At 42.2% G+C, this 24,160-nt stretch carries 20 protein-coding genes, 1 tRNA gene and 1 pseudogene; 7 read left to right on the top strand and 15 right to left on the bottom strand.

The features are described 5' to 3' along the window. Positions 1 to 128: 128 nt before the first annotated feature. On the top strand, positions 129 to 353 hold the full coding sequence (locus tag V7K85_RS33050; RefSeq protein ID WP_334820414.1) for a hypothetical protein: 225 nt from the start codon (positions 129 to 131) through the stop codon (positions 351 to 353). Here the strand turns inward: V7K85_RS33050 and V7K85_RS33045 are convergent. The 5 genes from V7K85_RS33045 to psbZ form a co-directional block, all read right to left on the bottom strand. Continuing rightward, entirely contained in the window at positions 319 to 1,584 is a 1,266-nt protein-coding gene (locus V7K85_RS33045) for a glutamate-5-semialdehyde dehydrogenase (RefSeq protein ID WP_334820412.1), read from the bottom strand. The genes V7K85_RS33050 and V7K85_RS33045 overlap by 35 nt on opposite strands. Positions 1,585 to 1,588: 4 nt before the next feature. Continuing rightward, complete coding sequence (locus V7K85_RS33040; RefSeq protein WP_334820410.1) at positions 1,589 to 1,996, bottom strand: hypothetical protein; 408 nt, start codon at positions 1,994 to 1,996, stop codon at positions 1,589 to 1,591. 893 nt (positions 1,997 to 2,889) lie between these two features. Then, positions 2,890 to 2,961, bottom strand: a tRNA-Gly gene (locus V7K85_RS33035). A gap of 234 nt (positions 2,962 to 3,195) precedes the next feature. Further along, the gene (ribH, locus tag V7K85_RS33030; protein WP_334820408.1) at positions 3,196 to 3,774 is read right to left on the bottom strand and encodes a 6,7-dimethyl-8-ribityllumazine synthase; all 579 of its coding nucleotides are present in this window, start codon (positions 3,772 to 3,774) and stop codon (positions 3,196 to 3,198) included. A 189-nt stretch (positions 3,775 to 3,963) separates the two neighbouring features. Beyond that, the gene (gene psbZ, locus V7K85_RS33025) at positions 3,964 to 4,152 is read right to left on the bottom strand and encodes a photosystem II reaction center protein PsbZ (protein WP_298905268.1); all 189 of its coding nucleotides are present in this window, start codon (positions 4,150 to 4,152) and stop codon (positions 3,964 to 3,966) included. 653 nt (positions 4,153 to 4,805) lie between these two features. Between psbZ and V7K85_RS33020 the strand changes: the two genes are divergently transcribed. Continuing rightward, complete coding sequence (locus tag V7K85_RS33020) at positions 4,806 to 7,514, top strand: CBS domain-containing protein (protein WP_334820406.1); 2,709 nt, start codon at positions 4,806 to 4,808, stop codon at positions 7,512 to 7,514. A gap of 55 nt (positions 7,515 to 7,569) precedes the next feature. Here V7K85_RS33020 and V7K85_RS33015 read toward each other — a convergent pair whose 3' ends face one another. From V7K85_RS33015 to V7K85_RS32990, 6 genes and pseudogenes are all read right to left on the bottom strand, one after another. Continuing rightward, positions 7,570 to 7,794: a type II toxin-antitoxin system HicA family toxin gene (locus V7K85_RS33015; protein ID WP_334820404.1), complete on the bottom strand. Its 225-nt coding sequence runs from the start codon at positions 7,792 to 7,794 to the stop codon at positions 7,570 to 7,572. After that, a complete protein-coding gene (locus V7K85_RS33010; RefSeq protein WP_334820402.1) occupies positions 7,787 to 8,011 on the bottom strand; it encodes a type II toxin-antitoxin system HicB family antitoxin in 225 nt (74 codons plus the stop codon). Before V7K85_RS33010 ends, V7K85_RS33015 begins: the two co-directional genes overlap by 8 nt. 243 nt (positions 8,012 to 8,254) lie before the next feature. Further along, positions 8,255 to 8,578: pseudogene (locus V7K85_RS33005) on the bottom strand (Uma2 family endonuclease); the annotation flags it as partial. A gap of 654 nt (positions 8,579 to 9,232) precedes the next feature. Further along, positions 9,233 to 9,823, bottom strand: coding sequence for a WG repeat-containing protein (locus V7K85_RS33000; protein WP_334820400.1), 591 nt, complete (start codon positions 9,821 to 9,823; stop codon positions 9,233 to 9,235). 90 nt (positions 9,824 to 9,913) lie between these two features. After that, on the bottom strand, positions 9,914 to 11,794 hold the full coding sequence (locus V7K85_RS32995; RefSeq protein ID WP_334820398.1) for a serine/threonine protein kinase: 1,881 nt from the start codon (positions 11,792 to 11,794) through the stop codon (positions 9,914 to 9,916). 101 nt (positions 11,795 to 11,895) lie between these two features. After that, positions 11,896 to 12,063 carry a hypothetical protein gene (locus tag V7K85_RS32990; RefSeq protein WP_334820396.1) on the bottom strand — a complete coding sequence of 56 codons (168 nt, stop codon included), beginning with the start codon at positions 12,061 to 12,063 and terminating at the stop codon, positions 11,896 to 11,898. Between the two features lie 284 nt (positions 12,064 to 12,347). Here V7K85_RS32990 and abc-f point away from each other — a divergent pair, with 284 nt between their 5' ends. The 5 genes from abc-f to V7K85_RS32965 all read left to right on the top strand — a co-directional run bounded on the left by abc-f (position 12,348) and on the right by V7K85_RS32965 (position 17,929). Beyond that, on the top strand, positions 12,348 to 13,970 hold the full coding sequence (gene abc-f, locus V7K85_RS32985; protein ID WP_334820394.1) for a ribosomal protection-like ABC-F family protein: 1,623 nt from the start codon (positions 12,348 to 12,350) through the stop codon (positions 13,968 to 13,970). Positions 13,971 to 14,159: 189 nt separating this feature from the next. Further along, complete coding sequence (locus V7K85_RS32980) at positions 14,160 to 14,486, top strand: DUF6825 family protein (protein ID WP_334820392.1); 327 nt, start codon at positions 14,160 to 14,162, stop codon at positions 14,484 to 14,486. Positions 14,487 to 14,636: 150 nt separating this feature from the next. Further along, a complete protein-coding gene (locus tag V7K85_RS32975) occupies positions 14,637 to 16,322 on the top strand; it encodes an ABC1 kinase family protein (RefSeq protein WP_334820826.1) in 1,686 nt (561 codons plus the stop codon). 20 nt (positions 16,323 to 16,342) lie between these two features. Further along, positions 16,343 to 17,080: a Stp1/IreP family PP2C-type Ser/Thr phosphatase gene (locus V7K85_RS32970; protein ID WP_334820390.1), complete on the top strand. Its 738-nt coding sequence runs from the start codon at positions 16,343 to 16,345 to the stop codon at positions 17,078 to 17,080. A gap of 651 nt (positions 17,081 to 17,731) precedes the next feature. After that, complete coding sequence (locus V7K85_RS32965) at positions 17,732 to 17,929, top strand: NblA/ycf18 family protein (RefSeq protein ID WP_041565841.1); 198 nt, start codon at positions 17,732 to 17,734, stop codon at positions 17,927 to 17,929. Positions 17,930 to 18,398: 469 nt separating this feature from the next. Here the strand turns inward: V7K85_RS32965 and V7K85_RS32960 are convergent, their stop codons facing one another. The 4 genes from V7K85_RS32960 to V7K85_RS32945 all read right to left on the bottom strand — a co-directional run bounded on the left by V7K85_RS32960 (position 18,399) and on the right by V7K85_RS32945 (position 24,079). Beyond that, the gene (locus V7K85_RS32960; protein WP_334820388.1) at positions 18,399 to 19,952 is read right to left on the bottom strand and encodes a serine/threonine-protein kinase; all 1,554 of its coding nucleotides are present in this window, start codon (positions 19,950 to 19,952) and stop codon (positions 18,399 to 18,401) included. A gap of 779 nt (positions 19,953 to 20,731) precedes the next feature. Beyond that, positions 20,732 to 21,745: a glycosyltransferase family 2 protein gene (locus V7K85_RS32955; protein ID WP_334820386.1), complete on the bottom strand. Its 1,014-nt coding sequence runs from the start codon at positions 21,743 to 21,745 to the stop codon at positions 20,732 to 20,734. 533 nt (positions 21,746 to 22,278) lie between these two features. Next, entirely contained in the window at positions 22,279 to 22,725 is a 447-nt protein-coding gene (locus V7K85_RS32950; RefSeq protein WP_334820384.1) for a hypothetical protein, read from the bottom strand. A gap of 82 nt (positions 22,726 to 22,807) precedes the next feature. After that, a complete protein-coding gene (locus V7K85_RS32945) occupies positions 22,808 to 24,079 on the bottom strand; it encodes an anhydro-N-acetylmuramic acid kinase (RefSeq protein ID WP_334820382.1) in 1,272 nt (423 codons plus the stop codon). Positions 24,080 to 24,160 lie beyond the last annotated feature (81 nt).

The raw sequence follows: 24,160 nt of genomic DNA, 5'->3' as shown, positions 1-24,160 counted from the left end.
TCCTGAGCGGACTTGTACTGAGCCCAGCCGAAGTATTGCCTTGAGCGTTCGCGCAGCGTCTGGTAGAGAAGCCGAAAGGAGCCGTTGGCGCAGCCTCTCGTAGAGAAGGGCGGCGTCGAGGTAAGCCGTTGGCGCAGCCTCTCGTAGAGAAGTATTGGGCATTGGGACTGGGAGAATTTTGTGGGGATTTAGACCCCAATCAAAACAAAACTGCCGTTACAGGCACTTCTGTCAAACCCTTTTCTAACTACGAATTACGTAGCTTGCTTCTCGCCTTCTCTACGAGACGCTACGCGAATGGCGAGTATTACGAATTATTTAAAACCTACCATTTCCCTGAACAATGTGCTTGACAGTGGTCAAGGTTTCCAGGCTGATAAATCCCCGACGATGACCTTTTTGGTTAGACATGCCGAGAAACACTGAATCTCCCCGCGAGGGGTTGCGGGAAAAACGCGGGGAAGTGTTGATGTAGGTAGAGGCACTGTTGACTCCTAATGCAAACTGCCGACTTTCCTGGTAGGATTCAGTAACGATGGAGTCGGCATGACCACTGCTGTATTCATTAATCAAGGCGATCGCAGCCTCTAAGCTATCTACCAATTTAAAAGCTACTGTCCTAGTTAAATAAGGGTTTCCCCATTCGGCTTCTTTCACTAGATGCAACTGAGGAAAGGCTTTTACTAGTTCTGCATCCCCTTTAATTTCAAAGCCTTTTTCCATCAAGCTGTTCCACAGAACGGCTAAAGATGATGGTAAGGCTTGGCGATGAATTAGTACTTTTTCAATGGCATTAACTTGGTCTGGTTCGCTGTGATGGCTATCAAGAATCATCCAACGTACCATTTCTAAGCTGCTATTGGGCGACCAGTAGAGATAACAGTTACCCATCGCTGACTTTAAGACTGGGCAAGTTGACTGTCGTACTACCTGCTGTACCAAGCTGGAACGTCCGTAGGGAATCACTAGATTCACGTACTGGTCTTGGGTGACTAAATCCCGAATTGAAGCACCATGTTCTGCTGTGATCAGTTCTAGACAACCTGATGGTAGACCAACTTGGGCGATCGCACTTTGCAGTACCTCAGCGATCACCGCGTTGGAATGGCTAGCTTCAGTACTGCCTTTGAGAATTAGACAATTGCCAGTTTTGATACAAAAACCTGCTGCGATCGCCCCTAAATCCGGGAACGCCTCATAAATAAATCCAATCACTCCCAAGGGCATTAATTGGGTGTAACTTTGGGAATCTTCCAGTTGATAATCAGCGGTTCTGACGCGCCGTAGCGGATCTGATAATTCCCCCAACCGTTGTAAAATGTCTACTGTCATCTCTAGCCTTGTGGGAGTCAGCTTTAGCCAGTCCAATATCAACTCTGGCACTGCCATTTCCCGACTGGCTTCTAGATCCAAGGTGTTGGCTTCTAGAATGTCGTCAAATGAACGCTCAAGGGCTTGTGCCATCGCCAGTACTGCACGACTGCGGTCTGCTCCCTTTGTGATCCCCAACTTGAGGGAAGCTTGATAGCCTCGTTGGGCACTAGTAATCGGTTCGGGGTGGTCATCCAAAACTTCAACTGTCATTGAGTTAACGTCTGTAGGTAAGCCAGACCATTAGTGCTGGTAGGATCGCCAACAGCACCGCCACGATTGCCCAAGGAATAATGCTGGAAGCATTTGCCAATCGTAGTGCTAATGGCAGCCATATAATCACTAGCACGAAAATAATACCCAGCGCTATAGGCAGATAGCTTTCTCCCAAGCGGGGATGAACAACATGCCAACTATTTCCCATCCAACGCCAAGCCCGCTTGTAAGGATAGGTGGTAGAAAGCTGTTCTAGGACATGACCATTATCTTCTACTACAAAGATTTGCTGACAGCGATCGCAACCAAATGCTTCTGTCAGCGTAATCGGAATTAACTGACCCCGGCGACGACAGGGGCAGGGGTATTCAGTATTGAAGTCGATTTTTTCGGGTTTTTGAGATTGCACAAGCGTTCTAATAACTTGAGCGTGTTTTACACGAACTGCGAGAATATAATCCCTTGGTAAATGCCTTAGAGGCTTCTCTGTTTATATACATGGACAGGCGAGGCAAATATCGCCATGATTGCAAACAGTAGATGCAGCCGACTCTAAGTATCTTAATTGCCATATCAGTACGGGGTTCTCTGTTTGTAGTCTTTCCCCAGAGCTGGCAATCTTATTTAAAAATTTCCTTCTCTTCATTTGTCGCTTTAAAGGTAATGTGGTTGCGTTTTTGGGCATTTATTGTGCTGACACACTTGGTACAATTTTAAGCCTACGTGCCGACCACTCCTAAAACAAATCGTTTGGGAAGGCTACGCTGATAAACAACAGACACCGATAAACCCGCTAATTTTCCTTTTGGTCACTATATATTACTATCCAGTTATCAAGGTTAGATCGGGATTACATCCAATCTTTATTCCTTGCAGTTCACAAGCGTTTCAAGAGCGGGAATTGCCAAAACATTCAGAGCGTGTGACTCTTTACCGAAATAGATTGTGGCTAACTTCACTGCTAAAAGACGCTTTGCACCTAACTACACTACTATGTTAACTAGCCACCTTTAATCCAGTGTAATACAACCTACATAAAACGAATTGACTACACCTATAAAGATTGTAGCCAAGCTAATCCATATATAGACTACTCTAAAGCTGGGTTTTATATTTCTTAGCAAGCGGGCAATGCGATTTGAGTGCGCGAGATTAAATTTGGAACAGTAGACGAGTTGTTTGCTCGATCTATCCACAGTGGGATCATTTCATAGAGGTGTAGCGCGAATCGACGAAGACTTCAACGAAGCCTAAAAACAGCAAATCTCTTGGAATTTTCAACTCCAAGAGATTTTAGTTGGAAGCGGGTAACGCGATTCGAACGCGCGACATTCACCTTGGCAAGGTGACGCTCTACCACTGAGCTATACCCGCAATCATTAATCAAATATCAATATCTCAGATTTATCTGTAATTGTCAACCCATTAATTTAGTTATGAGTGTTGAGTTTTTTTAACTCATGACTCAGCCAAAAGTTTGAGCTGCGGTTGACGCCGCTCAAACTTCTCCCAAGGGGAGACGCCCGCCGTAGGATGCCTGAACGCGAACAGCGTCTTCTTTAGGAGAAGGGCTGTAGGGCGAACGCTGACTCATAACTCAACACTCATTTAGCCCAGTTCTTCTGACTCCGCAGTTAAATTGCCTATGCTGGCACTTTGAAAAGAGGCTGGCAAAGACTGGCTATTACGAGAATATGGCTCTGCCAAGTTAGAACGCAGTTGCCGCATGAGGCTTGCCATTTCTAGGGCATTGAGGGCATAATCCCAGCCATGATTACCTTTTATGCCTGCCCGTTCTAAGGCTTGCTGCATAGTGTCTACTGTCAAAATGCCAAAAATTACTGGTACCCCAGTTTGAAAGCTAGCGGCGGCAATGCCTTTAGAAACCTCTGAGGATACGTAATCAAAATGGGGTGTTTGCCCTCGAATGACTGCACCTAGACAAATTACAGCATCATAACGATGGGAAAGTGCTAGTTGGCGAGCTACTAAAGGTACCTCAAAACTTCCCGGAACCCAAACATAGTCTACCTGATTACCTTGGGGGTTAGGGTCTACACCGTGGCGTTTCAAGCAATCTTGACATCCCTCTAGCAGCTTTCCGGTAACTAGGTCATTAAATCGACCAATCACCACTGCAAACCGCAAAGGCTCCGTTTGGGTAAAAGTTCCCTCGAAAACTGCCATGACTGCCTCTTAATCAACTATACTTCTGGCCAATATACATTTCTTATTTAAATGTAGAGGAGCAGGAAAGCACGGTCAGAGAAAAGGAAATCGGAAAAAATTTCTCCTTTTTTCCTTTGGTCTTTGACCTTGGCTTTTCTGCTCCTCTAGTTCTTATATTATGTGCCTGCGCCAGAGTGAAGCCGTCGCCTACACGACAAAAAAGTTTAACAAACCAACTAAAAATACCAAACCAATCCAGACGCCAGAACCAAGCCAGAGCAGTTTTTTAGATTCAACCCAATTTTGAGGAGTGGCGTAAGCAACGGGGACGCCAACAACCAGGACAAAAGACAACACGACTAGACCTATCAAGGCAAACTGGAATATTATGGTCATTTTTGCTTCTCCCAATACAGCTAAATAGTGATATATCCTACACTAACAGTAAGCTGTACAGTGTAGGCAACGAGCGTGACTCCTACTATTGCATAGGACATTTCCAGAAGCTCTGGTTTTATGTCCCCGTGATGCCCCACGACCCACAGTTTGATTTTTCTTCCTTTCGTACCCCACAAATTTTACGACACAGGATGAATTGCTTATGACTTATGCACTGATGTGTCAACCAATGGTAAATTTGCATTCTTTGAAAGGATGCCTACTCGTTTCCCGTTGTCCAACGTTTCACGTAGGTTTCCCAGAGGGCAGTAAGCAAGGTGTATCAACGACCGTGGCGGCGAGTAACCAATTAAATCATACAACGCCCTGATCATCTATTTCAGAATATTTGACAATTAGGTGCTGACTCTGAAGGCTAAAGGGTGAGGCTTCTGTCCATTTTAGCTAAAGAGCAACACTGACACTGTTTTCTTGTTTTTAAGTTACTAGAAATTGCAACATTTTAGTCATTTGTCTTTGAAGGTCTGATGGTCGGAAGCCTCCGCTCATACTTCTCTCTTTGTCTAAGTACCGATAACCAATGACTAATGACTAATGACTAATGACTAATGACCAATGACCAATGACTAATGACTAATGACTCTTAAATTATGGATTTAATTCTTTGCCACACAACAGCAGATTTTGACGCACTAGGAGCAGCGGTTGGGCTAACGCGCCTACTACCGGGAAGTAAGATTGTGCTGACTGGCGGTTCTCACCCTCCTGTACGGGATTTTTTGGCATTGCATCGGGACGAATATTCGCTGATTGAACGCCGTTCGGTGAATCCAGAAAAAATTCGTTCTCTGACTGTGGTGGATACACAACAGCGCGATCGCTTGGGTAAAGCTGCCCAGTGGTTAGATTTGCCCCATATTAGAGAGATTATAATTTATGACCATCACTTAGGACAAGAATCAGATATTCCGGCTACCGAATCATATCTTTCTTCAGTCGGAGCAACCACAACTTTAATCGTTGAGCAATTGCAACAACAGGAAATTTCCCTAACTTCTGCCGAAGCAACTGTGATGGCTTTGGGTATCCACGTTGACACTGGCTCTTTGACTTATGACCAGTCCACGCCACGGGATGCCCTAGCTTTGGCTTGGTTGATGCAACAAGGTGTGAGTTTATCAGTAATTTCCACCTACCGTGACCCTGGTTTGTCTGTGCAATTGCAGCAGTTATTAACTGAATCGCTGGAAAATTTAGAATATCTTTGTCTACGCGGATATACGGTTGCTTGGGTAACTCTAAGAACTAAAAATTTTGTGCCTGGGTTATCGAGTTTGACATCGGAACTCGTGGAATTAACCGAAATTGATGCCCTACTGTTGGCTAATGAGTATCCTTTAGGTGAAAGTGATTCACGGTTAACTGTAATTGGGCGATCGCAAATTCCCAAAACGAATCTTAACCTATTATTCCAACTTCTAGGTGGCGGCGGTCATTCACAAGCCGCATCGCTAAACCTAAGAGGAGTTGATTCACAGGCAATATTAAAACAACTCCTTGACGGGGTAAAAGCACAAATTCCCCATCCGCCCACAGCTAGAGACTTGATGTCTTCTCCTGTTCGCACAATTTTGCCTGAAACCACAATTGCCGAAGCCCAGCGCATTTTATTACGCTATGGACACTCTGGTTTATCTGTAGTCAATGCCCAAGGGCAACTAGTAGGTATTATTTCGCGCCGGGATCTTGATGTTGCGCTGCACCACGGATTTAGTCATGCGCCAGTTAAAGGCTATATGACCACAAATCTCAAAACGATTACACCAGATACGACACTACCACAAATTGAATCACTGATGGTGACTTATGATATCGGGCGCTTACCAGTATTGAAAAATGAGCATTTAGTTGGTCTGGTGACTCGTACTGATGTCTTGCGGGAATTACATCAAGAAAGGGATGAAGACGAAGAGGGACAAAAATTCCAAATTCCAAATTCCAAATTCCAAATTCCTCTCAGCACGGAGTTGCAAAATCGCCTTGCACCGCAACTGTGGCAATTACTTACCATAGCATCGCAAGAAGCAGAAAAACGGGGTTGGCATCTTTATCTTGTCGGGGGTGCGGTGCGGGATTTACTGTTAGCTGAAGCAGTAACAAACACTTTGATGATTAAAGATATTGATCTTGTAGTTGATGGCTTTCACAAATCAGCAGATGTTGGTGCTGGTGTAGAATTAGCAAAAGCACTCCAACAACTTTACCCTGCGGCTCGTTTAGAAATCCACGGGGCTTTTCAAACTGCGGCTTTGTTGTGGCACAAAGACCCAGAATTAGATTCTCTATGGGTAGATATTGCCACTGCTAGAACAGAATTTTATCCTTATCCAGCAGCAAATCCAGAAGTTGAGGCCAGTTCCATTCGTCAAGACTTGTATCGTCGAGATTTTACCATCAATTCTCTTGCCTTGCGCCTTACTACTCCTCGTGCTGGTGAATTACTTGATTTCTTTGGTGGATTACTAGATTTACAAGCCAAGCAAATTCGAGTTTTACATCCCAACAGCTTTATCGAAGACCCCACCCGGATTTATCGTGGCGTGCGCTTTGCTGTGCGCTTCGGATTTCAGATAGAACCGCAAACAGAAGAGTTTATCCGCTATGCCATCAACAGTGGTGTTTACGATCGCACTGCTCAAGAGAATAGCAAAACCCCAGCCCTGCAAACTAGACTAAAAACAGAATTAAAACACATCCTAGAAGCCCCTTACTGGAAATCGGCTTTGCAGTTACTCGATAATTTAGGGGCATTGCAATGTATCCATCCTACCCTCAAGCTAGATGTGGAACTGCTGCGACAATTACGTTTGCTAGAACGCTGCTTGCGGCGATTTGATGCTGAACAAACTCTCATTCATTGGGAAATGCGTCTAGAAGCGTTAATCACCCGACTAACACCACAATATCGGGCGAAAGTAGCAAAGAATCTGCAACTGCAAGAGGATAGCATTAAACGCTTGCAAAACTTGACTTATGCCCAAACTGAGGTGATGGAATCTTTGCCTAAGTGTGAAAGTCCCAGTCAAGTAGTGCAGTTGCTGCGACAGTACGACTTACCAATGCTGATTTTAATTGCTTTGCAAAGTCCGCGATCGCTTAGACATCAGATTTGGGAATATTTAACTGTTTTGGCTAATGTGCAGCCACTATTGAATGGCAATGATTTAAAGAAACTGGGTTACACACCAGGGCCGCAGTATCGACAAATATTAAATGATATAGTTGCTGCTACCTTAGATGGAGTGATTAAAGATAGGACTGAAGCTGAGGAGTTTTTAGCACAATACTATCCTAAATGAATTAGTGAAGCGATCGCTCATATATTTGTGGAGTGTTAAGCAATAAATTATAAATTCAAGTTTCATCATCAGGCGGATCATTTTCATCAGGTTTGATAGCTTGTATAACCTGTTGAACTATCTTTGGGTGTAATAGTTTTCCCGAATGAAAAGGAATGACAACCCTGATATTTTCTAGGCGATAGACTCTATGACTGCCTTTACTTCTAATCTGGATAAAGCCAGTATCCAATAATAGTTTTTCCGCTTCCTTGGCATTTAGTCGCGGTAGTTTAGGCAACCTGAACCTCCAAAGTCATAGTCAGGATTTCCTTCTTTAAAAGTTCCTGCTTCTCTGACTCTGATAGAGTTTCTAGATAAACTTCAACAGCTTCTTTCATATTTGAGCTTACTTCTTCCAAAGAATCACCTTGACTTTGACAGCCTGGAAGTTCTGGAGAATAAGCGTAATAGCCATCTTCATCTTTTTCGATAATAATGTTTACTTTGTGAAACATAAAATAATCAACTATCTGATGAGAATTCAATTTTAACATTATTCTTAAAATAGAAATCGTACTATATTTATTGACGCTTTATAAAAACAGGCGATCGGCTACGGCACACTATGCGATTATTATATTAGTCTAAATTGTATCTGGATCTATATTTAACTCTCGCAATTTTGCTGCCAAACGTTCTACTCTTTCTTGCGCTTGTGCTTTTACTATGGTTTTTTGCGCCTGCACGATAGTTTCTTCTAGTGTCGGTACTAATTGTTCATCTTCCCACACTACCCAACTTTTCCGGATTTTACGTTCTGTTTCTAATACTACAAAAAAGTCTGGGCTACTAAGGTGTCTTGATTTTAGTTGTTGCGTACAGTAATAGATAGTCAGGTTTCCCGTCGCATAAAAATCATTTCTGTCTCGCCACAGCCATTTCAGGCATTCTAAAAGTAAGATTAGTTATCGCATATGCACTTCTGTTTCCCAGGGAGGTTCGTCACTATATAAATCACCTGGTGGAAATATCACATCTTGCGAAATGTCTTCAGTAGATTCTGATTCTTGGGTGATGGTCATAGAATCAATCCGGCATTAATTAGTTCTGCGTTGATTTTAACAGAGTTGTAGATGGCTATGCGTAGCTGACTGTAAAAGTATCCTATTTTTAGGGTAAGGGTAAATAAACTATTATGTCTTGATATTCATCTTCTTATAAAGCCAAAGCAGCTATTATTAATTTTTCTATATTTTTACCAATACTCAAATGTTGATTGAGTATAAAAATTCCTGTTATGTGGCGATTAACAGCGATATGATCAGCTTTACTTTCTGACTTGTCTTTCAGTTCGGAGTTGGCGCAGTTTATCCGACACTGGTGGAGGATTAAGCCTCTGTTCTTCTCTCATTCTATGACCGTGTTCTATCCAGTTTTTCATGTAAGCACTGACGGTTTCTTTGTTTTGCAGATAATAAAGGATAGTTGCATATACTTGCTCTAAAGAGATTGTTTGATAGATTTGGGCAATTTCTTCTGGAGAACGTCCACAATCAATGTATTAATAAAGAATTGTTTCAATCCCAATTCTTGAATTTTATTAGTCTGATGTCTTCAGAAGACAAGAAGTTAAAATACTCGGTGATTTGTTTACTAGGCATAGATTGACCCATACCCGTAGTTTTACTATTTATATAGTACCCTTAATTTATTAATACAACTTTCCCCGTGAAATATCACCTTAAAGGATTGCGAATATAGCCCCATTTGCTATCTGGTTTTACTCCTATTAAACCCTCAGAAGATGGTTGGCAATCATAGAATTGAAGCTTGGTAATCTCAGAACCATTTTTATTAAAATAGCCGCACTTTTTTCCATTATCTCTGATTACTAGCCCTTCTTTTAAGGAATCAGATTCATGTGATATTGACCACATGCTAGGATAGGTATTTTGTTGTAATATACCAAAATCAATTTCTGTTCTGGGCTTAAATACCTTTTGACCACTTTTGTTAATATAACTCCATTCTTCACCAATTTTGACGAGAGCTACTCCTTCTTTAAAGGAATTAGCCTTCTCAAATTTGGGAGGAATTACTGTTTGACCTGTTTTGTCAATATATCCCCAATAATCGTTGATTTTAACACTTGCTAGTCCTTCTCTAAAAGGCAGCGCAGCATTAAAGTTTGGCGGAATTACAAAGATAGCATTGAAGGCAAAGTAAACACTAATAACGGTATAAAATACTGCAAATATCAGTCCACCTCCTAGTCCTAAGCCAACTATTAATGCGTTTGAAAGTGATGTATTAGGTTTAAATGACATAAGTTTAAACTCTCTAACTATGATGAAAATAAGTTTTTTGGTGTGTTTCTTTGTGCCGTTGTAGAAAACGAATAAAGTCTATTTGTACCTTTACGGCTTATACGGCTTAATTAATAATTCCTCAGCCTGACGATATTCAGCAATTAATTTGCGTCGCTTGATTTGTGGATAAAACAGCATATAGAACACAGGTAACCCAGTTCCTGACAGGGTTAAAAAAATAAATGGATTGAGAAAGCCTACTATTAAAGCAATACCTATACTAGCCCCAAGGCCTGCTATCAGTAATAAAAGTATAGATGTAAATAAATCCTCAGCTAAATCTATTGCCCAAAACAGTAATCTGTACACAGCCCTATTCACAGCCAAACCTACAGTTACACCTACAGCCAAACCTACAGCCAAAAACAAAGGCCAACTTATAGCCGCCGAGCCTACAGCCAAACCTACAGCCAAACCTACAGCCAAAGTCATCACTATACCTACAGACGCAGCCACACCCGAACCCATAGTTCTAATATCTGCCATAATAAAACCCATAGTCGAACGTACATATGTATCGGCAAATGGCTGGCGTTTGTGATATTGATAATTCTTAATAAGAAGAAAACTGTACATAAGTACATTCACAGCTACTAGAAAACCCCATGTGTAAAAATTAACCAGTACAGAGTTATATCCCAAATTCGCTAACAGCAAACTAGCAACCCCAGCAGCAGCATAAACCTTAAACCAAGCAGTAGCCATAGTTACGACTACAATAATTAAAAACAGCCCAATTAAACCACCGGAGGGTATCTTTCGCTTTTCAATTGGTAAAGCAGCTGTCTGCACCTTCACCGTTAAAGTGTGAGTCTCTGGATAAGCATTACTGTGCAGAATTAGTTGACGTTTATACTGTGTATCTGCCATTAACTTGCTAGTATCGACACAGATTCGACACTTAATTGGTTTTTGGGTAACTCTTATAGGTTCTTCTACAGAAATCCAAGCATGATTATCTGGTGTATGGGGTGGATCATGAGGATGAGGTGCAACTTCCCATCTACCTTCTAGTAAAGTATCTGGAATCGGATTTTCAACTGTAATGCTTTGGATTAGCTTTTCCCTTAATCGGTTCGCTTTGAACTCCAGCACTGTTTCACTGAAATCAACTCCCGCTACACGGATAAAATCAAGTGTTTTGAGTGCTTCTAAAGCTGATTTTGCATTAGCAAAACGGTTTTTCTGTAGCGGTTGCACCATCTTTTCCAACCAACCCAAAAACCGTAGACTCAACCGAGGTAGAAGAAGGTGAAACTTAATTAAATATGGATCATCTTGATCTTGCAATTTATCTATTTTTGTTGATTTGATTCCTGTCAGTAAGCAAATCAAGGTTACGCCCAAAGCATACAAGTCTGTAGCATTTGTTGGTTTAAACATTTGCTCTGGTGGAATAAAACCCGGAGTACCTTTGAATACGCTACTCGCTGCGACTTCCTGGCTGCCAATACGAGCAAAACCAAAGTCAATTATATAGACATTGAGTTCTTCATCTACTAAAATATTTTCCGGTTTGATATCCCGATGAATTATCGGAGGATTGAGATTTTGCAGGTATCCAAGAATTTCTAAGGCTTTGACAGCAATTTGCCTAACTTCCTCTATTTCAAAGTGAGCGAGTGGTTCTGCCAAAGATTGGGCGTTGATATATTCTTGCACCAAACAAAAGCCATCAGACGTAGCAAAAGAATTTATGTAGCGGGGAATACCGCGATGAGTTAGTCCTTGTAGTACTTTAATTTCTCGTTGATGAGCCTCAAACCCAGACCAATTGGAACCAGCTTGAGCAAAGCAAAACTGCTTTATTACCATCTGTTGCCCTGTATTAACTTTTGATGCTAGCCAAGTAATCCTTCCTCCTTCCCGATTACGTCCTAATTCTCGTAAAATTTGATAGCCGTGTTCGCTGAAATCTGGATAGCTCATAGTTCAAGGGCAACAGTAGGGTATGCCAAATTTGCTGTGTATTACGCAAATACACTTAAATTAGCAGGGGTGATTCAATTAATCAATTTTTTTAACAATAGTTATTTATTCTTGTGGGATGGGCGTCTCGCCCGTCCTGGGGCAGGCAAGATGCCCATCCCACAAGATGTATTTAAGACAGAATAAAACTGCTGTAAGTCTTTATAGTAGGGCTGGTGAGTGTGGAAATAGAAAAAGCGATCGCCTCCTACTTTCCGAAATTCTTTCATGCTACACTGTAGTCAATATCAAACCTCATCACAACTCCAACGAGATAGCACAAATGAAGTAGTACCAAACACCTGTTGCGCCAAAGCAACAAATGTCAACAAAGAATAAACGCAACTAGTTTGACAGGGTTACTTCACATAGTCATGCACTAAAAATATTGTCATTACTCGTATCTACATTAAACCGCTTGGCAAGTGTCTGCGGCTAAGTTTTTTTGTGTCTAATCTACCCGTAATTTTTGGAGATACGCGGGTGGAAGTTTGCGAATTGAGGTTTGAGAAGAATGCAGAAAAAATCAATATTATTAGCTGAGAATTTAGCCTACGAACTCAGCTTGGACATAACTTTGTTTCAAAAAATTCAGGTGAATATCGAAACAGGCGATCGCATTGCTTTGGTCGGTCGCAACGGGGTAGGAAAATCAACCCTACTCAAGATACTTGCAAGTCAAATTAGCCCCAATGCAGGTTCAGTTTGGCGTAATGGTGTTGTCTACTATTTGCCACAAATCAGCACTATCAGGCAAGAAATTATAGCAGATACAGTACTTAATTTTTTAATTTCCATCTTTGAGGAATGGTGGAAGATTGAGGATATTTTGCAAACACAATTTCACACCACACTTGACCTATCTTTACCAATTACTAATTTGAGTGGTGGAGAATTTACAAAACTATTTTTGGCGATCGGTTTAGGTCAAGAACCAAACTTGCTGTTGCTCGATGAGCCAACCAATCACATGGATTTGCAAGCGTTAGAAAGCTTAAGGCAGTTTCTTCAAGATTTCACAGGCGCGTTTGTGATTGTCTCACATAAGCCTTTTTTCCTAGACCAGGTGACAGATATTACTTGGGAACTAACATCTGTAGGTGTGAAAGTATATGGCGGTAATTTCTCGCACTATCGAGAACAGAAAGAAATCGAGTTAGAGGTAGCATTGCGATCGCACGAAGTAGCCAAAAAGGAACTCAAACGTACCCAAGCCACAGCTATGCAAGAACAGCAACGCGCAGCCGAATCTAGTCGTAACGGTCGCGCCAAGTTTCTTAATGGTAGTATTGATAGAACAGCAGCAGGACTGATTAAAACAAAAGCTGAAGTGTCTACCGGAACTGCGAAAAAGAAACATGAAGCAGCAGTAGCAAAGGCTAATCAAAAGGTTGCAGAGACGAAGGTCAAAACTACGAAAGTAACGAGTATTCAGCTAGAAGAAAAAAATCAAAAGCGCAGAAATCTAATTAATATCCAGGGTGCAAATCTTAGGGTATCAGAACGTCTATTGATTCAAAATATTCAACTGCATGTGTCCTCTGGCGATCACATAGCCATTATCGGCGCAAACGGTTCTGGTAAATCGAGTTTGGTAAAGGCAATTTTGGGAATAGAAAACCAAACAGCGGTTTTGGATTCAGGTGAGGTTTTGCTTGCACCAGCTATGAAAGCTGTATATCTCGATCAAACCTACGAATTGGTAAATCGCCAATACACAATTATGGAAAATATGCAAGCTGCCAATCCTCATCTCAGCTATCAGCTTTTGCGTCAACAGTTGGGCCACTTCCTCTTTAAATATGATGACGTTCACAAAAGCGCCTCTGTAGTGAGTGGAGGTGAGTTGGCAAGATTAGCGCTCGCTATGATCAGTATCTCTCAAATCGATCTGCTGATTCTTGATGAACCAACTAATAACCTGGATATTGAAACAGTTGAACAAATGGTAGTAAGTATCAATGACTACCAAGGAGCGCTTTGGGTAATTTCCCATAATATCGATTTCCTTAGCCGGATTAACATTACCCAAGGTTTCAAATTAAGGGAACAAACTTTGCAAATGACGATTTATTTACCGAGTACACCAGAGCAATATTATCGAGAGTTGCTGGATTGTCACGATATCTGTTATTAGCCCACGGAGGTAGGCTTCTCTGCGAGACGCTACGCGAACGTTTGTGTGCCCGGTAAACTCCCCGCGCGAATTCTATTCGCCAGGGCAAAAGTCGCACATCGCGTCACCTAAATCTCAACCTCTACAACAGAAGCCGTAAAGCATACAGGCAAGTTATAATTCTCTTGCGGATCAACGTAACAAAAATTTATGAGTAACCCCCTTGTCCAAGCCTTTTTCGTAGGCAGAGCGGTAGCTGAAGTAGTTAATGAGCGTTTAGAGGTCGCCTTGACCGATGCTTTGAGTGATCTGGGCAAATTTGATGCGGAAGCTAGAGAGCAGTTGCGCCAGTTTACAGATGAAGTCCTAGAGCGGGCAAATCGGGCAGCAGAAGCAGCTAATGCTGGTCAAGCTAACACAGGTAGTGGACAACCCAGTTCTGATTCAGGTGACGTGCAAGCAGATATTGATGAATTGCGGGCAGAAATTGCCCTGTTACGAACAGAATTGCAACATTATCGCAGAACTTCTGCATAAATTTAGTCGTTAGTCATTAGTCATTGGTCAAAAATTATGCACAAATGACAAAGGACAAAAGACAAATGGCACTTTATCAAAAACAGTTTAGGAATCAGAGTGTCTTTTCTTCCAGATGATTCGGTTGCAAACCAACGGTACACAAAGTATATGGAACAAGGTTATTCAGATAAGGCATACCGTTGGAATCGGGAAAACTACTCTAGCAGACGGCGTTTTGTGGACATTTGGTCTTTTGTCTTGACCATATTGTTCAAACTTTGGCTATACAACAAATCTTGGAGTTATCCGGGTGGTGTGACTGAGGTAAAGCAAGCTGCAAGACGCAAGACACAAGCGGTCTGGATTCGCAATACCCTACTGGACTTAGGGCCAACCTTTATCAAAGTTGGGCAACTATTTTCTACCCGTGCTGATATATTCCCTGTTGAATATGTAGAAGAATTAGCCAAGTTACAAGACAAAGTACCGGCATTTAGCTATGAGAAAGTAGAAGCGACCATTGAGAAAGAACTAGGCAAGAAAATTCCTGAACTATTCGATAATTTTGAACCTATTCCCTTAGCTGCTGCTAGCTTGGGGCAAGTACACAAAGCTCTGCTGCATACTGGAGAATCGGTTGTCGTCAAGGTGCAACGTCCGGGACTAAAAAAGTTATTTGAAATAGATTTACAAATTCTCAAGGGAATTACCCGCTACTTTCAAAACCATCCCAAATGGGGACGGGGGCGAGATTGGTTGGGTATTTACGAAGAGTGTTGTCGCATTCTTTGGGAAGAAATTGATTATCTCAACGAAGGTCGGAACGCCGATACTTTTCGCCGGAACTTTCGCGGCTACGATTGGGTGAATGTTCCAAGAATATACTGGCGTTACGCTACTTCCAAAGTGCTGACTTTAGAATATCTCCCTGGAATTAAAATTAGCCAATACGAAGCTTTAGAAGCAGCAGGTTTAGATCGAAAGGCGATCGCTCGTCAAGGCGCTCAAGCTTACTTGCTACAGTTACTCAATAGTGGCTTTTTTCACGCCGATCCTCACCCAGGCAATATTGCCGTTAGTGCAAATGGAGCTCTGATATTCTACGATTTCGGCATGATGGGGCGGATTAAGTCCAACATCCGCGAAGGACTGATGCAAACACTGTTTGGCATTGCCCAAAAAGATGGCGATCGCGTTGTGCAATCTCTGATCGATTTAGGCGCGATCGCCCCAACGGATGACATGGGCCCAGTGCGGCGTTCCGTCCAGTACATGCTGGATCATTTCATGGATAAGCCCTTTGAAAATCAATCGGTAGCGGCAATCAGTGACGACCTTTACGAAATAGCTTATAATCAGCCATTTAGATTTCCAGCAACTTTCACTTTTGTGATGCGAGCCTTTTCTACTCTAGAAGGGGTAGGCAAAGGCTTAGATCCAGAGTTTAACTTTATGGAAGTTGCCAAACCATATGCAATGCAGCTTATGACCGATATGAATGGTTCTGAGGGGAATAGCTTTATTAACGAATTAAGTCGTCAAGCAGCTCAGGTAAGCAGTACTGCCTTTGGTCTACCACGTAGATTAGAGGATACGCTAGAGAAGCTAGAACGGGGAGACATGCGCTTGCGCGTTCGGTCTATAGAAACTGAACGGCTGTTGCGACGGCAGAGCAGTATTCAGCTCTCAATAAGCTATGCTCTGTTAATCAGTGGTTTCACACTTTCAGCTACGATTTTAGTGGTTAGCAATTATGTATGGTGGGCACTAGTGCCTGGTTTAATTGCAGCAGGGCTTTCAGTAATCGTGATCCGATTACTTTTACGCCTTGACCGTTACGATCGGATGTCTTAATTGATTGTTGCAAAAAATTTATGAAACTTAATTTCACGGGTTTTAGCGATCCGGGACTTATTCGTTCTAATAATCAGGATGCTTATTATATCGACCCAGAAGGGCGATTTTGCGTTGTTGCCGATGGCATGGGTGGTCATGCCGGAGGTGAGGAGGCAAGTCGGATTGCCACTAAGGAAATTCAGGCGTATTTGGTGGCAAATTGGCAATCTCCTAAGTCTTCCCAAGAATTGCTAGAGCAAGCTTTGTGGGATGCCAATGAAGCAATTTTGCAGGATCAGCAAAATCATCCCGAACGCGCTGACATGGGTACAACGGTTGTAGCGGTAATTTTTCGCTCCCCAGAGTCGCCCTGGTGCGCTCATGTTGGCGATTCTCGGCTGTATCGCTTCCGGGAGTCGCAATTAGAGCAGGTAACGGAAGACCACACTTGGGTAGCACGGGCAATCAAAATCGGTGACATCACCTTAGATGAAGCACGATTACATCCTTTTCGTCATGTATTATCTCGCTGTTTGGGGCGTGAAGACTTGCATCAGATTGATGTGCAACCACTAGATGTAAAAGTTGGCGATCGCTTGCTGTTATGTAGTGATGGTCTTACAGAAGAACTTGTCGAGCAGAAGATTGCTAGCTGCCTCCAAGAGACTCCTTGGGTTGATAAAGCCGCCATCTCTTTAGTTGAGGCTGCCAAAGACCACGGAGGGCACGATAACATCACAGTTGTCATCGTCTCACTCGAAGAAAATAGTCGTTAGTCATTACTCATTGCCTAAGGACAAAGGACAACTGACAAATTGACAAATGATTAATCCGGTAGATATACTCAGCAATTTGTTCAGCGTGAGCATTTTTCCTTTTTACAATTTGATACAAATACTTTTAGCCTCCAAAGTGACCCCAGGAGGCTAAATTTGTATAAATTGGTAAATTGACATCTTGCACGTAATAAGGTAGAGCGACTATAATTCACGCTTATTACCACTCATTTTCCAACCTCTTTAAAATCCCTACTCTCGGAAGCTTCCTCCAAAGTGGGGGAGACAGCACCTTAGATTTTCTGTTTAAGAAAAACTATCGATGGTTAAGGATAGCACCTGATCTTCTCCTCAAAGGAGGTCGTGCAAAGCAGGAAGGAGTCAGGGAGGTAATTATACCTAGTCTGAGACGAAAAATAGCCTATATTCCGGAATATGGTTCGGCTGACTTGGGTGGTATATCAGTAGGATTAGGTGCAAGATATCAGAGCAAAAAAAGTCCACAGTTAGGATGTGGGCAATCTGTCAAACAATTGTTATCTTTCTTAATATGGAGGAACAAATGTTGGACAGTGACAAGTCCAAGTATTATCTCATTTGGACTTCTTTGAGCGATATCATCTTTACGCGTCGTTTTTTCGGAGTTAACTTATGAATCAACCAATGAAACTATCCTTGGAACAGCAATTCAGCATCTGCTCATTTGCTACTCAGGTGCAAAATATGAGCCACGATCAAGCTAAAGACTTTTTAGTCAAGCTCTATGAGCAAATGGTAGTCCGCGAGGCAACTTATCAAGAGCTTCTTAAGCACCAGTGGGGCTTAGATTCCGGTTCCACTATGGCATAGAGTCGTTCTACTGTCGCAGTGGGCGACCTCCTTCTCTTGCTTGGTTCCAAGGAGGAAAAGAGCTGGTGATGTCGGGGCGTCAACTTCGATAACTAATTCCACAAGAGCAGCGCAAAAGTTTAATTCACAAGATTAACTAAGAATCAGTAAACATTGTCTTTGCCACATATGCTGTAGTCTAGACCTAACTTTAGCTTTGTAGGCTAAATTCGTTGTTTGCTTTAGCCAAACTTCTTTTGTTTACTCTAGTCTGAGAATCACACTTGCGTAAATTCAATATCTCCTGGAATGTCTACACAGGAAGATTTAGATAGAATTTAGATCGCCCTGCTTTGGCAGTTAGTGATTTCACTCTTTATACATATAACTAGAACTTACATCTTTATCTATATTTTGTTTATAAAAGTTTACATCCGGGGAGTGACCACCCTTGGTTCCATCTAAAACACGTAACATTAAGAAATTATGCCTAGCTGCAAAGATCGTATGGAGAATCTGTATCAATACTTTCCAGTTTTGCCAGAATTTGAGGCTTAATCTTTTCGTACTCGCTTTTGAGTAAGCTTTTACTAAGTTGCGGGTCGGCAGAGGACATGAATGTATTGCTCATTGCGACCCACTCTTGCAGTCGTTGGCGCTGGGCAGAAGCGACGCTGGAAAGTAAGATATGGGTACAGCGATTTGGTGTTTCTCGTGCAAAGAACACCAGGCGGTAGTAACCTGTATGCTGTAGTAACCGGACAATTTCTTGACCAAGACTGGTTTTGAGATCAAGGTAATAAGGTAACCATTTAGCGCCATGTTTGCGGTTGTAGATGACAGTAATCCATAGCAGCATGGGATGGGGAACAGAGATGAACAGAAATTGGTTATAGCGGGTACAGAGTAAGCGCTTTTGAATTTCTTCTTGCGGTAGCATCACCCACAGAGCTGGTAAAACCTCCCCATTGGTGTGAATGGGCTGGGGAAAGACAATATCAGCAATTGGTTTATTTTGAGGCCAGGAAATGGTACGACCGATTTCATCGTTTGACCAGGATACTTGCAAATCGGCTTTTATCTTTTGTTCAAGCTCAGTGTTAACTGTAGTAGCAGGAACTAGGGCATAGCTGTCTTGCTTAATTTTGCTTGTATGCTCAGGCTTTTCTAAAGATGCTAAAACTCTTAGGATTTCAGTGATACTTTGGGGGCGATCGCGTGCTACTTTAGCTAGACAACTCATCACCAAATTTTCGATTTCTTTTGGTAGTTCTAATCCGGGCGCAACCTCAGCAAAAGAACATGGCTTTTGGTAGTGATGTGTTTTATACCATGCTCCAAAAGAGTGAGTTGGTGACACCAGTGGCATTTTGGCTGTGAGCATCTCAAACATCATGACGCCCAAACTATAAATATCAGCACGGTTATCTAATTCTTTACCCTCCATCTGTTCGGGAGAAGAATAAGCCAATGTCCCCAAATAGAATTTTGTATGGTCGCCATCTGACTGTAATAACTTAGCAATACCAAAATCTAGAACCTTGACCAATTCTCCGAAACTCGGATCTTGAATCACCAGCATATTGCTTGGCTTGACATCGCGATGGATAATTGGGCAAATTGTGCCCTCAACTAAGATGCCATCATGGGCGCACTGTAACCCCAGGCTGAGTTGACGCGCCATACTCAAAAATCTTGGTAAAGGCAGTCGTTGCTTGCGAATAATATTGTTCAGGCTTTGCCCTTGTAAGTATTCCATGACGTAGAAGGGGGTATTATTCTCATCTACGCCATAGTCCATAACTCGGACAATGTGGATGCTTTTTTGCCCTAGTAAAGCACAGGTTTTTGCTTCTCGCTCAAAGCGGTCTTGCAATCGCAGCTTTTCATTTTGGATTGATAGAGCCAGAAACTTAACGGCAACAGGTACACCTCCCAACAAAGTATCTTTAGCACGATAAACCCGACCCATTGCTCCAGTACCGATTAACTCCTGGAGTTGGTAGCGTTTGCTGAGTAAGCGACCAATGTTGGGGTCTGACATAGAGAATTTAAATCCAAAAGCAGGTTGTAAGTGTTTGGGAGGAAAAGTGCATTCAAACTGATATCTGAATTATTGCGACCAGAAATAACTTTCTAGGCTCGTACTGCAAGGCAGAAGTCGGAAGTCAAAAAGCTGATAGGGTAGGCTTTTCAGTGGTTTCCAATCGTTGCTCTATTTAGGCGGTGCTGTACTAGCTTTTTTCAGTCCTCTTTTAGAGGATTGAAACCATAATTTAGCAGGTTGCAACCGAGACGGTTATTACAACTGGTGCAACATACCAGCTCAAACAAGCAGAAAGGGTAGATTTCTAATGACGCTTTGTACCATTTTACACTTTCATTGTGGTGTAGTTTTAGTTTGCCCAATTTTGACTAAATAGATAACTCTAATATCTGTCAAAAACCTTAATTAGGCAGTACCACACTTACCACAGAGTTCTGAGAACTGAGTAATGAGTCCGGAGTTTGAATATCAATAAAGCCTCAGGGGGCGGCATGAAGGCGTGCTGGGCAGATTTATATAAGTTCTAAGCCCTGATGCCTCGTAAATAATGCTCTAGCTTCTTAGGATTTATAACTGTTATTTTAGTGGTCAATGGCCCACAACTAAAGTTTTTCTTGATTAGCACTTTTCTTCTACCTCCAGCAAGACTGTCTTTTGCTTTTGTTTTATAAGTAGGGATAATCACAGATACTAATTACCTGACCATTTTTTTAACCTTTTAGCTGATTCGGACTACATAATATATTATTATGTTTACTGATAAAACTATGATAATATTAATTAGTACTTTTTCGTTTTATACGTAGGTTATAAGACATGTCAAAAACAGACTTATTACCCATCACATAGTATTGAATTCGACGGTCGATAATATTGTAAAATCGGGAAATAAAATCATAAAAGAAGGATGGATTTTTAGTAATTTCTGTTAATGCTGTTAACCATTTTCCTTCCTTGATAAGCACTACAACTTGAAAGTAAGCTAGATTTTTCTTAGAGACTGCAAGATGATAAGACAAAGCATGTATTAAATCTGGATTTTTTTTCACAACTTCTTGTTGCATGAAAGAATTAGTAGCTATGCAGCATTGATTTAGACGTGATAATTTGCTTTGATGTACAAGAGACCCAGCGCGTGAGCGGTAGAAATAATAAGGTTTTGGTTCAAGAAAAAAGCGAGAGCCTTTGATTAAGCATTTCATATCAAGCCAAAAATCTTGACCCATCCTGATGTCTTCATCGTACTCAATGCCGTGCTTAACCAGAAATTCTCGTTTGAATATAGGCTTGCTTAAACCAAGATGCAACCCTACTTGTCCATAAACATCAGTTTCTACAAAATAAACGATATCTATTTGGATAATTTTATCTAGATGTCCTCCACTTTCTTGAATCAATGTACTCCAAGGAGATGTTGCACCATCTTTAATTAAATAAACATCGTCAGCAATCATATCTGCATTTATTGTGTCTGCCAGCAACACAAGCTTTTCTAATCTTTCGGGAGCATACCAGTCATCTGAATCAAGAACAGCAACCCATTCTCCTTGAGCTGCTCTGAGGGCACGATTACGTGCAGCAGAAACCCCAAGGTTTTGTTGATTAATTATCACTTTGACACGTTGGTCAGTAAAACTTTTAGCGACTTCTACAGTTTGATCGCTTGAAGCATCATCGACGATAATAACTTCAATATCAGTGAGCGTTTGCTCTAAGGCTGACTCTATTGCTTTGGCAATATAAGCTTCAGTATTGTAAGCAGGGATAATGATAGAGACTTTAGGATTCACGAAACTCAACTCCAGACTAAAACAGTTCGGTAAAAATGCTAAGGGAACACCAAAAAATAAATTATCCCAAACTTATGGTTAGTAGGGTGCATCTGTCAGACAGAATATTTGAATATTAAGAGATTATTGCTACTGACGCACCCTACAAAGGGGAAATTTTTTTTATTTGTCAGTCCCTAAAATCATTAGGATAATTTGATGATTTGTTTTTTACTATATAACTCAATAGGTCAGTGAGAATAACCCTCTTTTATCACTCTTGCAAAAGAATAGTCTAAAATCCCTACGGCATAAGGATTTCAGTAAAAACATTGATTCCAGCCATTCTGTAAGAAAATAAACGCTCAAATTCCCACTTTATCCACAGTCGAAAAATTGACTATTATTTTTATTTTTTGAGAGAATCAAACAGGGATAAACGATGACTCCTTAAGGTCAGGCATGAGACATTGGACGTTGGGAAACCAGTGCGTTGCCATTGTTTGAGCGGTCGGCTGCCAGCCTAGACGCACAAAGCTGAGGCAGCACTGCCCTTAGGTTGACTGACGCTCTAGGCTAGCTTCCATCGTGTTAGTTAAAAAATGACCAGCCAAGATGCCACTACTGAGGTAGTATGTATCTTCCGAAATCCGGTGCAGGGTTTCAAAGCCACTACGACGCTGACGATCGCCTAGTACCCAGTAACGCTGTACAATCGTATCTAGACCAATCCAGCCTTCGCCTTCAATCTGTCCCAAAAGATTATGCTGGAGTAAAAAAGTATACTGACGCTCTCCTTCATGCAGCCGCCCCTTGTATTGTAGAAAGATTTCGGAGCGATCGCTACCAGGAAATATCAGTTTTGTGGCCATAGTGAACCAGTTATCTCGATTCCAAGCTACCAAGGTCATACCCTTGACGCTGATTGGCATACCATTACGTTCCAGCCAATTTCCTTGCATTGCCCAGCGTCCTGGTTCCAATAAAAAAGTATGAGCCACTTTCTATATTCCCTGTCTTGATCAAGTGCCGCCAAGACTACAGTTATAGCAGTGCTGAGTTGCGTTAGCGGATAGCTATGGTTCAGCCCGTGCTGAATGCTAAGTCTTGACCTTGGTAAATTTCTCCCAAAAGCACTTCTTGAGGTGCCCCAGTGGCAGTAGGTAAGTTGCCAGGAATACCCAAATCTCGCCAGTAGGCTAAAACCGCGAAGGCGATCGCTTCTTTAAAATCTGCGCTCAAGCCGACTTCATCTGTAGTCCAGACTGGTATTGATGCCAACAACAACTGTAATCTTTGTTTCAAATAGAGATTGCGACTACCACCGCCACATAATAGTACCCGTTGTGGCATTTCCGGCAAAAAAGTGCGGTAACTATGAACAATTGAAGCAGCTGTAAGTTCCGTGAGAGTTGCCAGTACGTCGGCAGCATTGAGTTGGTATGCTTGGGCATCTTTTAAACACTGATGCAGGTAAGTCACACCAAATAACTCTCGACCAGTGGATTTGGGTGGCGGCAGATGAAAATAGTCTTGGTTGAGCCATTGTTCTACCAATGGATGGCAAGGAGTACCACTCGCTGCCCAATTGCCATTTTCATCGTAAGTTTTAGCACCAGCGCTTAAATGCTCTACTGCCAGATCCAACAGACTATTTCCTGGGCCAGTATCCCAAGCGCGAATTTTTGAGAGCCAGTCGCCATACCGAGGCAGAATATAAGCAACATTACCAATACCACCAATGTTTTGAATACAACGCCCCTCTTGGGGATGACTGAGTAAATAGGCATCTACTCTAGGCACCAGAGGCGCACCATGACCACCAATAGCGATATCAGCAACGCGGAAGTTGCTCACAGTTGTAATGCCTGTAAGATGGGCAATTAATGCACCGCGCCCTAATTGCAGACTATAACCCAAGGCAGTGCTGTTAGCGGATAGCTGTTGTTTTGCCCGTGAGGAGTCAGGAGTGAGCATTTCTCTCCCTCTCTCCCCCTGCTCCCCTGCTCCTCCTTTGGGTGGTCGATGATAAACCGTCTGACCGTGGGAGCCAATGAGAGTGACTGGCTGATGACCAATTTGAATATTTTGGGCGGCTTGGGCAAAGACAACGGCGATCGCATCATCTATTTCTGCCAATTCTGCCATTGAGATGGCAACGCCTGCACCAACTGCCAATATTCTTTCTCTAAGTTCGGCTGGATAAGGATATGTTGCCCCAGCTAGCAACTCAACTTTGAGATCCAATTCTCTACCGGAAATATTTACCAACGCAGCGTCTATGCCATCTACGGATGTGCCACTAATTAAACCGATAACGCGAGTAGGGACGGCGGCTTCTTCAGTCGGATGCATTAATAAAAATTCTTTTGTTGATTGCAAGAGGTAGTTTAATTCATGTTACTACCCATGTCAGTACTAGATCCCTCTAAATCC

The organism is Nostoc sp. (assembly GCF_036917615.1).
Lineage (GTDB): Bacteria > Cyanobacteriota > Cyanobacteriia > Cyanobacteriales > Nostocaceae > Nostoc.
Note: the sequence above shows the minus strand (reverse complement) of the source record. Positions and strands in the feature narration are given on the sequence as shown.